13 protein-coding genes are annotated in these 12,904 nt (G+C 35.4%); 11 read left to right on the top strand and 2 right to left on the bottom strand.

What is annotated here, in order from left to right; all coding sequences use genetic code 11:
• The first annotated feature begins 44 nt into the window (after positions 1-44).
• The 11 genes from V4762_RS06110 to V4762_RS06060 all read left to right on the top strand — a co-directional run bounded on the left by V4762_RS06110 (position 45) and on the right by V4762_RS06060 (position 10,739).
• Positions 45-944, top strand: coding sequence for a glycine betaine ABC transporter substrate-binding protein (locus tag V4762_RS06110; RefSeq protein WP_347314900.1), 900 nt, complete (start codon positions 45-47; stop codon positions 942-944).
• Positions 945-956: 12 nt separating this feature from the next.
• Positions 957-2,075 (top strand): ABC transporter ATP-binding protein, encoded by a 1,119-nt coding sequence (locus V4762_RS06105; RefSeq protein WP_347314899.1) that lies wholly within the window; start codon positions 957-959, stop codon positions 2,073-2,075.
• On the top strand, positions 2,072-2,713 hold the full coding sequence (locus V4762_RS06100) for an ABC transporter permease (protein WP_347314898.1): 642 nt from the start codon (positions 2,072-2,074) through the stop codon (positions 2,711-2,713). The genes V4762_RS06105 and V4762_RS06100 overlap by 4 nt, the downstream gene beginning before the upstream one ends.
• A complete protein-coding gene (locus V4762_RS06095) occupies positions 2,706-3,329 on the top strand; it encodes an ABC transporter permease (RefSeq protein ID WP_347314897.1) in 624 nt (207 codons plus the stop codon). Before V4762_RS06100 ends, V4762_RS06095 begins: the two co-directional genes overlap by 8 nt.
• Before the next feature lie 256 nt (positions 3,330-3,585).
• On the top strand, positions 3,586-4,614 hold the full coding sequence (gene cbiM, locus V4762_RS06090; protein WP_347314896.1) for a cobalt transporter CbiM: 1,029 nt from the start codon (positions 3,586-3,588) through the stop codon (positions 4,612-4,614).
• A gap of 17 nt (positions 4,615-4,631) precedes the next feature.
• Entirely contained in the window at positions 4,632-5,546 is a 915-nt protein-coding gene (gene cbiQ / locus V4762_RS06085; RefSeq protein WP_347314895.1) for a cobalt ECF transporter T component CbiQ, read from the top strand.
• A complete protein-coding gene (locus tag V4762_RS06080; protein ID WP_347314894.1) occupies positions 5,533-6,339 on the top strand; it encodes an energy-coupling factor ABC transporter ATP-binding protein in 807 nt (268 codons plus the stop codon). The genes cbiQ and V4762_RS06080 overlap by 14 nt, the downstream gene beginning before the upstream one ends.
• Positions 6,340-6,484: 145 nt before the next feature.
• Positions 6,485-7,204, top strand: coding sequence for a DUF2231 domain-containing protein (locus tag V4762_RS06075; protein WP_347314893.1), 720 nt, complete (start codon positions 6,485-6,487; stop codon positions 7,202-7,204).
• Positions 7,205-7,243: 39 nt separating this feature from the next.
• Entirely contained in the window at positions 7,244-7,657 is a 414-nt protein-coding gene (locus tag V4762_RS06070) for a 4Fe-4S binding protein (RefSeq protein ID WP_347314892.1), read from the top strand.
• On the top strand, positions 7,650-9,407 hold the full coding sequence (locus V4762_RS06065; protein WP_347314891.1) for an aldehyde ferredoxin oxidoreductase N-terminal domain-containing protein: 1,758 nt from the start codon (positions 7,650-7,652) through the stop codon (positions 9,405-9,407). Before V4762_RS06070 ends, V4762_RS06065 begins: the two co-directional genes overlap by 8 nt.
• 237 nt (positions 9,408-9,644) lie before the next feature.
• Positions 9,645-10,739 carry a TDT family transporter gene (locus V4762_RS06060; protein WP_347314890.1) on the top strand — a complete coding sequence of 365 codons (1,095 nt, stop codon included), beginning with the start codon at positions 9,645-9,647 and terminating at the stop codon, positions 10,737-10,739.
• Between the two features lie 10 nt (positions 10,740-10,749).
• On the opposite strand, the gene V4762_RS06055 is transcribed toward V4762_RS06060, so the two are convergent.
• Both V4762_RS06055 and V4762_RS06050 read right to left on the bottom strand, forming a co-directional pair.
• Entirely contained in the window at positions 10,750-11,754 is a 1,005-nt protein-coding gene (locus tag V4762_RS06055; RefSeq protein ID WP_347314889.1) for a hypothetical protein, read from the bottom strand.
• A 6-nt stretch (positions 11,755-11,760) separates the two neighbouring features.
• The gene (locus V4762_RS06050) at positions 11,761-12,714 is read right to left on the bottom strand and encodes a phosphodiester glycosidase family protein (protein ID WP_347314888.1); all 954 of its coding nucleotides are present in this window, start codon (positions 12,712-12,714) and stop codon (positions 11,761-11,763) included.
• Positions 12,715-12,904: the final 190 nt, after the last annotated feature.

Below are 12,904 nucleotides of genomic sequence, written 5' to 3'. Positions count from 1 at the left end.
AATTTATGTATAATAAAATCTAATCATCAGAAAGGGGTGGCTTAGTGAAAAAGATTTTTGTTCTTTTGTTAGTAATTGCAGTTGCTTCATTTGTATCTATAGGTTGTTCTAACAACAATAGAACTAAAACCATAGTCATTGGATCGAAACCATTTAATGAACAGTATATAGTTGCAAATATGATGGCAATACTATTGAAAGAAAATGGATTTAATGTAGAGATAAAACAAGGCCTGGGCGGATCTTTAATTAACTTTGAAGCATTGAAAAAGGATCAAATTGACGCCTATCTTGAATATACAGGCACGGCATATAATGTAATCTTAAAGCTGCCGCCTTTGAAGAGTTGGAACCCAGATTATGTTTACGAGAAAAGCAAAGAAGAAATGCTATCTAAATATTCAATACTTACCATTGCGAAGCTTGGCTTCAGAGATGACTATGCTATAGCGATAAAAAAGGATTTTGCGCAAAAACACGATATAAATAACCTGAGCGAGCTATCAAAGTATGCTCCATCAATGACCCTTGGCACCGATCCAGAATTTGCCACCCGACAAGATGGCCTGCCAAGGATAAAAGAGATATACGGCTACTCATTTGGAAACGTAAAACAGATGGAACCCACGCTAATGTACGAGGCCGTAAAGAACAATCAAGTAAACGCAATTTCAAGCTACACCACAGATTCAAGAGTGGATATGTTTGGGCTCAAAGTCTTAGAAGATGACAAATCTGCCCTGCCCCCGTATGACGCAATAATCATTGTGAACAAAAAATTTGCAGAACAATACCCGGAGGCTATCAAAGTACTTCAGAAGTTGAACAACGTTATCAACACAGATGAAATGAGAAAACTAAACTATAAATTTGACGTTGAAAAAGAAAGTGCGGATAGCATTGCAAAAGAATTTTTGATCAAAAAGGGTTTAATAAAAAAGTAGAAATAAAATAATATGATTTTTAAAAATGTAGATAGTATAGAAATCGTCCATTTAGTAAAAAATTATCGCAATTTTATGGCCATAGACGATGTAAGTTTGAAAATAAATGGCAAAGAGCTCTTTGTGATAATCGGACCTAGTGGATGCGGAAAAACAACTCTTTTAAAAACAATAAACAGGTTGGTTGAGCCCGACAGCGGCGGCGTATTTATCAATAACAACGACATAAGAAATCTCGATGTAGTGAAATTAAGAAAAAATATTGGATACGTAATCCAACAAGTTGGGCTCTTCCCTCATATGAACATAAAGGACAACATATCTTTAATTTTAAAACTTGAGGGCTGGCCCAGAGAAAAAATAGACAAAAGAGTTAAAGAAATTTTAAAAATAGTTTTCTTAGATGAAATTTATCTAAGAAAATTCCCAAATCAATTAAGTGGTGGACAGCAGCAAAGAGTAGGTCTTGCAAGAGCGTTAGCACTAAACCAACCGCTTCTTCTAATGGACGAGCCTTTTGGTTCTGTCGATCCAATACTAAGAAGACAATTGCAAGATGAATTTTTACAGATCAAGAAGGTGCTTGGAAAAACTATTGTATTTGTAACCCATGATATAGAAGAAGCATTCAGACTTGGTGACAGGATTGCTGTAATGAAAGACGGAAAAATAAAACAAATTGGTGAGGCAAACGATCTAATTTTAAACCCTGCTGACTCTTTCGTTTTAAACCTTGTAGAGTCGGATAAAAAGTATAAACACATCTCAAATTTAAAAGTTAGAGATGTTATGATACCAGTGAAAAATTATACGATTGATTCACAAGCAAAAATTTCTGATTCTATTAAATTTATGTTGAAAAATAATATAGAATTTGGAATCATTGTTAAAGAAGATAAATTTTTAGGCACAACAGACCTAAAAGCCCTTTTAAATAGCAATTTTATAAAAAACGATCAAAAAATTGAAAACCTTTACAACAAAGAAACGCTAAAATTTGGCCCAGAAAAGCCACTTTATGACGCACTGGCTGAAATGAAAAAATCAAATATATCAATTGCTGTCGTATTGGAAAGAGATATGCCAATAGGCATAATCCTATCAAGTGAGATTTTAAATAGGCTTATATGATAAAGCTTTCTGAAATTATAAACTTCATAAATTTTCAAGATCTTGTCCAAAGAACAGCTGAACAAATATATATGTTTTCAATTGCAATATTGTTGTCGATTGTGTTTGGCTTAATCATAGGCATCGTCTTACATAGAGCACAAAAATTGTCAAATATAGTATTTAATATTTTAAATATCATAGAAACTCTGCCCACAATAGCACTTTTAGTTTTATTGCTTCCATTTTTAGGACTTGGGATGAAGCCCACGATCTTCGTATCAGTTCTTTATGCGATACTGCCAATTGCAAGAAACTGTTATGTAGGCCTAAATAACGTTGAACAAAATTACATTGAAGTAGCGCGTTCCATTGGCTTAAACGAATTCGAGATTCTAACAAAAATAGAGATTCCGCTTGCCCTACCTACGATAGTTTCAGGCATCAGAATTTCTATCGTATTTACAATGGGTGTAGTAACGCTTGGCGGTCTTATTGCAGCAGGAGGTCTAGGCGCTAGCATTCAAACTGGCGTACAGCTTTATGATAAAACCTTAATATATGTATCTGCAGTATGGGTAGGGATATTAGCCCTTTTTTTTGACGCATTGGCCTATCTGGTTGAAAGATTTTTACAAAAGAGATTCAATAATGTTTGACGAAATATTAAGCTCATTTTACGTTCACATACTGCTTACATACATATCTTTAATCTTAAGCATAGTTATAGGCATACCCCTTGCGGTAATATCTTTAAAAAATCGCCACATTGCAAATTTCATAATAGGATTTTGCAATTTAGTCCAGGCAATACCTAGCTTTGCAGTGGTAGCTATAGTTGTGCCTTTATTTGGTATAGGATTTAAGCCAGCAATATTGGCAATATTTCTTAGAATATTGATGCCTATTGTAAAAAACACTTATGATGGACTAATTAACATAGATATTTTAGTATTAGAGTCGTCAAAAGGAATGGGTTTGAGCGAGTGGCAGATATTAAGATATATAAGATTTCCAAATGCCTATCCATCAATATTTGCTGGAATAAAGTTTGCATCTATATTGTCAAATTCTGTCGCTATCTTGACCGCTATAATTGGAAGCGGTGGTCTTGGATCAATAATATTTGAAGGTCTGGCAAGTTTTAACATAAATAAAATTCTGGCTGGCTCAATACCAGCAATTCTTATTGCATTATTTATGGACATAAGCTTTTCAATGATAGAGAAAAAATTCTTTACTTACCAGGATATCATAAACAAAAATCATCCCTAGAAAGGACTCTTAGGCAAATTTTTTAATTTTTATTGTCCAACTTAAAGCTTACAAGGGTCTTGACAGGCAAATACAAAAGTGATAGTTTAGTTACAAATAAGCCATGAAGGCTCTTAACCCCAGAAAGGGTTAGCTTTCATGGCTTTTGTTTTTACAAGGTTTTTAAAGGGGGTGTAAGATTAAATTTTTTATCGTAATCTACTTAGATTACAAAATTTTTTGAAAGAAAATTTATCACGAGGATAGGGAGGAGTAAATGCACATTCCAGATGGTTATCTTAGTCCGCAAACGTGCGCGGTAATGGGAGCTGTTATGCTTCCTGTTTGGTGGACATCGGTAAAAAAGGTCCAGAGCACCATTAATAAAAAATATGTGCCGTTAATGGCACTTGGTGCAGCTTTTTCTTTTGTAATAATGATGTACAACGTTCCAATTCCAGATGGCACTACTGCACATGCAGTTGGAGGTTCACTTCTTGCAATAATATTTGGTCCGTGGGCTGCAACGCTGTGTATAACAATCGCTTTAGCAATCCAAGCGCTTCTCTTTGGCGACGGAGGCATACTTTCTTTCGGTGCTAACTGTTTTAATATGGCTTTTGTTTTGCCATTTAGCTCTTATTTCATTTACAAAATATTAACAACAAATTCTGATATATCCAGTGCAAGGCGGTACATATCAGGGTTTATTGCAGGCTACATCGGCATAGTTCTTGCAGCAATCTGCGCAGGAATAGAGTTAGGACTACAACCTTTGCTATTTCATACAGCTGCGGGAGTTCCCTTGTACTGTCCTTATCCATTAAGTCTTGCAGTACCAGCAATGGCATTCGCGCACTTGACAGTAGCTGGCCCCGTTGAGGGGGTAGTAACTGCACTTGCAATAAAATATTTACAGGCAAGCAACCCAGAAATGCTCAGTATAGAAAAAATTAAGGCCCCATCAAAAGCTTTTGGCTATGCAAAAATTTGGATAGGTATGGCAATAGTTGCAGTCCTTACTCCACTCGGACTTCTTGCGTCAGGTAGCGCATGGGGAGAATGGGGAGCAGATGAAATAAAGGACAAGATTGGGTTTGTTCCAGAGGGTCTCGCTCAGATGTCCGACAAGTGGCACGCACTTATGCAAGATTATGGCATTCCGGGTTTTGACCAGAGCTTCTTACAATCTGCAGTAGGATACATAGCAGCAGCAATAGTTGGTATAATTCTTATAAGCCTTATCACATACTTGTTTGGGAAAACTTTGAAAAATAAAGATAAGGAGATTCATGAAACTAAATAACTTAAAACGGTGGTTATATGTGTCCAAAGTGTTTTAAATTAAGTTTTACAAAATCTACTAAACCTGGATTTTTGGAAAAAACGATCAATGAATTAAATAATGTTATGAAAGAAGAATTTGTTGCCGGGAAGATAGCTTCCCGGCACGGCCTTTTACAAAACCTTGATCCAAGGATCAATTTTTTAGCGACACTGCTGCTTATAATTTCTGCGAACTTTATCCATCAACCATTGGTATTATTATTTTTCAATTTCTGGGTTATCTGGTTAGCAAAGGTGTCGCTCGTTCCTCTTGGCTCATTTTTAAAAAAAATATGGTTAGTTGTTCCTCTTTTTACTGGAGTTATGGTGATACCTACTATTTTCAGTCCATTTTTACCAGGTGAGCCTCTATTAATTTTATTTCAATTGCCACATCCTGTTCAAGTTCTGTTCTGGCAAATTCCACAAGTTATATCCATAACCAAGCAAGGAGTTTTGGCTGCTGTTGTATTGGTGCTCAGAGTTGGAATATGTGTTTCATTGAGCTTATTGCTAACTCTTACTACAAAATGGTCGCTATTGTTAAAAGCCTTAAGTAAAATATGTATACCGACTATATTCATCACAATTTTAGAAATGGCTCACAGATATATTTATCTTCTTTTGCAAACAACAGTTGATATGTTTACTGCAAAGAAAAGCCGAAGTGTAGGACATACAACTACAGGTGAGGAAAGAAAATTCGTATCAAACTCGATGTCTATACTTCTTGGAAAATCCTATTTCATTAGCAATGAAGTTTACTCTGCAATGCTTTCAAGAGGTTATAATGGAAATACATTGGTTCTTACAGAGTTTAAATTGAAAGCATTCGATTGGCTCTGGCTATTTTTCATAATAATAGTTTGTTTATTCTTTATCGGAGGAGATCATTTATTTGTCTGGAAATAATAATATTTTTGCACTAAAAGAAATTAGTTATCGATACCCAAGCAGTGAAGAAGCGCTTTCAAGAATTAATTTGGAAATTAAAAAGGGAGAATTATCAATCTTTTTAGGGGCAAACGGGTGCGGTAAGTCAACCCTGTTAAAAATTTTAGATGCCCTTATATTCCCTCAAGAGGGAGAATTTTATGCATTTGGGAATCTTATAACCGAAGAGACCCTTTCAAACGAAGAATTTTTCTACTCGTTCAGAAAGAGGATAGGGTTTCTTTTTCAAGAATCAGACGTTCAGCTCTTCAACCCAACGGTCTGGGATGAAATAGCCTATGGACCCTTGCAATTAGGATTAGGCAAAACTGCTGTCAGGGATAGAGTAGAAAAAACTTTAGATCTATTGGGCTTGAAACGACTTAAAGACAGACCACCCTTCAAGCTGAGCGGTGGAGAGAAGAAAAAAGAAGCAATTGCATCCATACTTTCAATCGAGCCAGAGGTTTTATTATTAGATGAGCCAACCAACGGCTTAGATCCCAGAACTCAAAGACATTTGATAAATCTTATAAAAGACTTTCACAAACAGAATAAAACCGTAGTTATATCCACCCACAACCTTGATCTAATATATGAATTGGCTGACAAAGTCTATGTCTTCTCTGAAGACCACAAAATCATTGCATCAGGATCGCCAGAAGAAATCTTAAACAACAAAGATTTGCTTATAAAGGTAAATCTTATCGATGAACACTTTCACAAACATGTCCATACAGGAGACCACCTGCACTTTCACTCACACGAATAAATTTGTTCTTGTCGTCTATTTAATTAATAAATTTCAGCTTCGATAGCCTTTGTGTGTTATAGAGCGCTTTTATAATTCTTTAGCTCGCTATAACACACAAGATTTAGGTTATAATAATAATTATATTAAAAAGCGGGGTGTGAGCGTGAAAGAGTTCACTGAAAGTTCACTGAAAAAGTTTAACGGAAAAGATGATAAGAGCGTTTATATTGCCTACAAAGGAAATGTGTACGACGCCACAGGCAGCAAACTATGGAAAACTGGGACACACATGAATACCCATACCTCTGGCAAGGACCTCACAGCAGAAATATCAGCAGCGCCTCACAACGAAAGCATGTTGGAAAGGTTAACCGTCATTGGGACATACAAAGAAGACCCCCAAGACGAAAGAGTGCCCACCTGGCTAAATAATATTTTAGAAGCGCACCCAACTTTGAAAAGACATCCCCACCCTATTTCAGTACACTTGCCACTGGCTTTTATGATGGGTTCTAGCTTGTTTGCATTAATTTTCTTGTTTTTCGGGCACAAATCTTTTGAGAGCACTTCCTTTTATCTTTTTACAGCAGGTCTAATTTCTACTATACCTGCAATTTTTACGGGATTATTTACCTGGTGGCTAAACTATAGGCTAAACCCATCTATCCATATAAAACTAAAAATAATATTTACCATCTTAGTCGATCTTGATGCCATCGTATTGCTATATATGAGATTAAACAATCCATCAATACTCTCTTCAATACACGCCAACCCCCACACCTCAACATATATCTATCTAATCCTAATACTGCTTCTCACTCCACTTACAGCAGTTATAGGATACAATGGAGGAGAGTTAGCTTTTCCAACTAAAAAATAATTTTAAATAAAGCAAGCCAGCAAAAAGGAGATACAACCTATGAGAATAGAGATAATAGATCCAGATCGCTGTGTAGGATGTGAAATATGTATGCTCGCTTGTGTCAGAAGGCAAGGATTTGCAGGACTTGCCAAGTCAAAGATCGCAGTTCATTCTTCGGGCGGCATGGAAAAGGGCTTTACTGTATTAGTTTGCAGAGCCTGTTCAGACCCACCCTGTGCAGCAGTGTGCCCCACAAATGCTCTTGAAGTAAGAAAAGATGGAGGGGTAAATCTTATTTCAGAAAAGTGCATAGGTTGCAAAAATTGTGTTGAGGCATGTACGGTAAATTCAATATTCTGGGATAATGAGGCAAATAAGCCAAATATATGCATTTACTGTGGATTTTGTGCCATGAACTGCCCTCATCACGTACTTTATTTTAACAAGGAATGGGGTAAAGAAAATGTTTGAAGACAAATTTACTCGCGTTCTTTATATAGACTTATCAAAAAAGAGTTTTGCGATAAAATCAAGGCCCGATTTGTTTGAGAAGTGGTTAGGCGGATCGGGTGTGGGAATTCAGCTATTGAAAGAGGAGTGTCCAAAAGATACAGATCCCTTTAGCCCGGAAAACACAATAATATTTGCAGTAGGACCTATTACTTCTCTTTATCCTCTTGCATCCAAAACAGTAGCAATGTTCAAATCCCCCTTGACAGGCAACCTTGGGGAAAGCCACGCTGGCGGCAGAAGCGCAGTAAGCATTATGATGGCTGGATACGGTGCAATAGTTATTAAAGGAAAATCAGACATTCCAATTTATCTTTCAATATTTGACAATGAAGTTAGATTCCATGATGCAAGGGCTATTTGGGGAATAAAGGATGCAATCACCGTTGGAAAGATAATCAGACAAAGAGAGACCTTTTCAGGCCAAAGAAGCATAATGAGAATAGGCAGAGCTGGAGAAAATCTTGTAAGTTTTGCATCGCTAAACACTGAAACATATAGACACTTTGGCAGATTGGGTTTAGGAGCAGTTTTTGGCAGTAAGAATTTAAAAGCTTTAGTGATAGCGGGTAAAAGAACGATAAATTTAACAGACCCAAAAGCATATTTGAGAGTCTATAAAAATATTTTGGATGAAACCACATCAAGCCTGATGAAGAAATATCACGACCTTGGAACCGCTGTGAATGTCCTCCCTCTTCATGAAATTGGCGGCCTCCCTATTGAAAATCTAAATAAAATCTCTTATGAGGGTGCAGCTGAGCTCTCTGGGGAAAATCTTGCTCAAAATTATCTGGGCAGAAGAATAGCCTGCACTGGATGTCCAGTTGCATGCGTTCATATAGCAGCCTTCAGAGATCCGCACGAAGAAGAAAAATATTTTTACAAGACATCTATGATTGGATATGATTACGAACCCATTTATTCGCTAGGAACGATGCTTGGAATCAAAGACGCTAAGGGTTTTCTGAAGTTGATGGACAGAACTGAAAAGTTAGGTCTTGATGCAATGTCATCTGGAGTAGCCCTTGCCTGGGCCACAGAGATGCTTAACAAAAATATTGTTACTGAAAGCGAGACATTGGTTAAGTTTTCTTTTGGAGACTGGGAGAAGTATATTGAAGGCTTAGAAAATATTGTATTAATGCCAAATGATTTTTATAAAGCGCTTTCAAGAGGCACCAGTTATGCATCAGAAATTTACGGTGGCAAAGATTTTGCACTTAACTTTGGAAAAAATGAGATGCCAGGATATCATACCGGAGCAGCTACCCACCTTGGATGGTTTTTAGGAGCAAGACACAGTCATCTGGACAATGCAGGCTACAGCATGGATCAGAGCCTGAAAGGAGACTATCCAGAACCAGAAAAATTGGTAGACAACCTAATAGAAGAAGAGGCAAACAGGCAAATTCTATCAAGCCTTGTGGTTTGTTTCTTTGCAAGGGCAATATATCTAAATTTTGACAATACTATAAATTGTCTAAAAACAGTCGGCATAGATCTAACGAAAGAAGAGCTTAAAGAGTTAGGTATGGAAATTTATAGACAAAAGATGTCATATAAAACTCAGGAAGGATGGCTGCCAAGCCACTTAGATCTCCCAAAAAGAATATTTGAAACCCCAGCTCCATTTGGAAAGATTTCTGAAGACTATATGAAAAAGGCAATAGATCATTTTAGAGATAGATTAGAAAAAGATTTTCGCTAATTCTTAAAAGCTTCATTTAAAAATTTAGCCAGAAATTATTTTTTAGATAATTTCTGGCTAAATTTTTTATCCATTCGTATATTCTTCGTCCAAGTTCAACAAAAATATTTCAAAACTGCTTGATCTTATAAAGAATACATAGAATTGAACTATATACTATATTATAAAATTAAATAAGTTTTATGATATAATTTACTAATGAAATATGTTTCATAACTAATATTGGGAGGAATTTATATGGCTGAAAACGATTTTAATTCGTTAATCAAGCACTTTTCACCAGCATGGTTTGCTTCTGTCATGGGCACAGGCGGTCTTGCAAACGTTTTATATTCGCTTAGTACACATTTTACCTTTTTAAAGATTGTCGCTCAATCGCTGTTTTTTTTAAATATCTTTCTTTTTCTGATTTTAATAATTCCATGGGTATTGAGATGGTTTTTACACATCAATAAGCTATTAGAAGATTTGAGCCATCCAATAATGTCAAATTTTTTCCCAACAATGCCAGTTGGAGGGCTCGTACTTGGAACGAACTTCTTTCTAATAGGCAAAGATTTTTTCAGCCACGAAAATATTGTATTTATAGGTAATTTATTATGGCTAAATGGCGTAATACTTTGTCTGATATTTGGAGTTCTTGTAACTTACAATATGGTTGTTAAAGAAAAAATAGAACCAGAATTTATAAATTTCTCATGGTATATACCCCCAGTTGCAACAATAGTCGTTCCTCTTTTGGGAAATATGGTAGCAAGATCTTATCTAAACACAAATATAGAATATGCACGTGCGGTTAATTTTACAGACATCATCTTTTTTGGGATTGGTCTTTCTTTATTTATCCTTCTAAACAGCATTCTATTAAATAGATTTATAGTTCACAAATTGCCAGGATCTGTTGCGACGCCTACCTTCTGGATAATACTTGGTCCAATAGGAGTAGGAACGCTTAGCCTGCTCGGTATTGCAGACGTTTCAGCATCTCTAAATATAATTGAATCAGCAGGATTGGGGACAATTAATTTTATGGGTGCAATATTTTGGAGTTTTGGCGTTTGGGCATTTTTACTGGTTGTTATAATAACCTTAAAATATCTGATAAGCGAGAAACATATACCTTTTACACTTTCTTGGTGGGCATTTATATTTCCTCTTGCAGCATATACGCTGTCAAGCTATAGCATATACCAATACTGCAAAGTCGAATACGTTTATTGGTACACAGTAGCTCTTGCAACGCTTTTAACATTTCTTTGGATATTAACTTTTATTAGCTCTATTTATGGAACATTTAGCGGAAAATATCTTTTTCCAAAGCAGGTAAAATAAGTAGGCGTCGCTAATAAAGCTTCAAAATAATATGATTTGAGTTTTTATAAATAATATAGTTTTCATTATGGTCAATATATTGCCCATCTGGAGAGATTACTTTTCCTGAAGAAATAATTTTTATTTCATTATTGTATTTTAGCAATCCAACTTCGTTGTTCTTCGGGAAAATTAAAATTGAATTTACATTTACAGGAATTTCTAAATTAATTTCATTCCAATTACTAAAAATCTGATCTGTCTTGCCAACAAATATTTTTGTAATACTGTTATTTTCAACTTTTCCTATGTAAACGGAGTCGTCAAGACCGATTCCCAAAAGCTCATATCCCTTATTTAAAAATAGGCTGCCAATCTTATTTTTAAATAGATATATTCTTCCATCGGTTGACTGTATAAAAATTTGATCTCTGTGCCTTAATTCAGACATTCTGCTGATTCTATTAAAGGGCAAGTAAACATGATCAAATTGACCCATTATATCTATTCTATAAAGGGTGCTATTGCCAAGCCTATTAACAATATTCACATAAATCATATTGGTTAAGGTTGAGAGGGTTACATCTTTAACGTCCTCCCCACTTCGAACATATATCTTTCCAACTTCCATATAATGAAAATTATTAAAGTCATAAGCGACCAACGAAATCTCATATTCGTAACCCAGATTTTTTTTATAAAAGTACAAAATCCTATCCCTGTCCGGGAGCCAGGTATAATATTCTACAGCCCCATCATCCACATCAATAATCTTTTGTAAGCTAGAATCCTTAGAATTTAAAACAAAGATTTTGCCGTCATTTAAAAAAGAAATATACTTTCCATCATATGAAGCATTAATGTAATTAGCCTTGTAAGCGAGCTTAACCTTAATTTCTTTAGGCAAATCAGAATTATCAGTAATTTGTTTTATATCAATATTTCCAGAAGTAAGAAAGACATTGTTTATATAAAGTAAAATCAAGATTTGAATCAAGACAGGTATGATAAACCAGGTTAAAAATCTTTTTTTCATAGGAGATTATTTAACTAAAAAAACTGTTGGCACAGTTCTCTCTCCAAGAGGGTTAGAAGGATTATTGATTACTCTTCCCTTGTAGAACATTGTAGTAGACGAGCCGCCATCAAGGTTGGCAGCGTTATAGGCACCATATTTAAGCATAATATCCTGAACATCTCTAAGGGTGGCGCCTACACTTTCAAGCGCCCTGCCATCAATAGTCAGAAATATTACAGTTCCATCAGCTTTCTGACCAATTGCAGTCCTAGGAGCTATTCCCCAACCGCCATCGCCGTTTTTTATCATTGGCTGTCCATTAACGATAAGAGGAGGCCCAAAACTTACCGCTTCTTTTATATCAAGATTCTTAATTTCATCAAAATTCAATTTTCCTACTATTAACTTCCCTTCAGCAGTAAAACCTACAATATCTCTCTTAATTTTATCGTTTACAAAATCGCTATAGAAAACCTTCCCATCGTGGATAATAATACCCTCAGGAACACCACCAGTAGCGCTCCATGAACCATTCTCAAGGCCTAAGAACCCTCCAGCGTTTATAGCGGCAATAGCATTGTTTTCATCAGCAATCTGGCTAACAGTCTGACCTTCTTTTGGGAGGAGCTTCGAGACGCCAACCTTTACTCGAGTAGGATCCTTTATTAGCAAAACCTTACCTACAAAATACTTACTTTTAATCTCATACACATTGATAGTATTGTCATGATGATTTACAAATTTAAGAAGATTTGGATCGGAATTGCCGAAAATAATAGAATTGGTTTTATCCATAATAGTTTTTATTTTCTGCTCAGGTAAAAAGAGAGTAGCCAGAAATTGATGACTGGAAGTGGTCATTGCAGACTCAACCCACATATCCCTAATATTTGAAAAAGGACCATAGAAAACAAGCGCAGGAATGACAATGCACGCCAGCAAAATTTGAAAAAGACTATATATGACAATCTTTTTCAAAGAAAGTTTATTATTTGGATTATTTGATTTAATTTTTCTATTTTTCAAATTTTAATAAGTTAGAATAAAACATAAGAATTATATTATATCTCAAAAATTAATTTTTTATTAAAAAAATATAATACTACTTAGACGAATATCTAAACAGACATATCTAAACTAAATAGTATTATATTTATATAATAGAAGA

This window comes from Thermodesulfobium sp. 4217-1, from assembly GCF_039822205.1.
Lineage (GTDB): Bacteria > Thermodesulfobiota > Thermodesulfobiia > Thermodesulfobiales > Thermodesulfobiaceae > Thermodesulfobium.
This window is presented reverse-complemented; position numbering and strand designations above follow the sequence as displayed.

Excerpts from the sequence above, each read along its gene's own strand:
- V4762_RS06105 (WP_347314899.1), top strand. The coding sequence starts at position 957 with ATGATTTTTAAAAATGTAGATAGTATAGAAATCGTCCATTTAGTAAAA.
- V4762_RS06100 (WP_347314898.1), top strand. The coding sequence starts at position 2,072 with ATGATAAAGCTTTCTGAAATTATAAACTTCATAAATTTTCAAGATCTT.
- V4762_RS06095 (WP_347314897.1), top strand. The coding sequence starts at position 2,706 with ATGTTTGACGAAATATTAAGCTCATTTTACGTTCACATACTGCTTACA.
- cbiM (WP_347314896.1), top strand. The coding sequence starts at position 3,586 with ATGCACATTCCAGATGGTTATCTTAGTCCGCAAACGTGCGCGGTAATG.
- cbiQ (WP_347314895.1), top strand. The coding sequence starts at position 4,632 with ATGTGTCCAAAGTGTTTTAAATTAAGTTTTACAAAATCTACTAAACCT.
- V4762_RS06070 (WP_347314892.1), top strand. The coding sequence starts at position 7,244 with ATGAGAATAGAGATAATAGATCCAGATCGCTGTGTAGGATGTGAAATA.
- V4762_RS06065 (WP_347314891.1), top strand. The coding sequence starts at position 7,650 with ATGTTTGAAGACAAATTTACTCGCGTTCTTTATATAGACTTATCAAAA.
- V4762_RS06060 (WP_347314890.1), top strand. The coding sequence starts at position 9,645 with ATGGCTGAAAACGATTTTAATTCGTTAATCAAGCACTTTTCACCAGCA.
- V4762_RS06055 (WP_347314889.1), bottom strand. The coding sequence starts at position 11,754 with ATGAAAAAAAGATTTTTAACCTGGTTTATCATACCTGTCTTGATTCAA.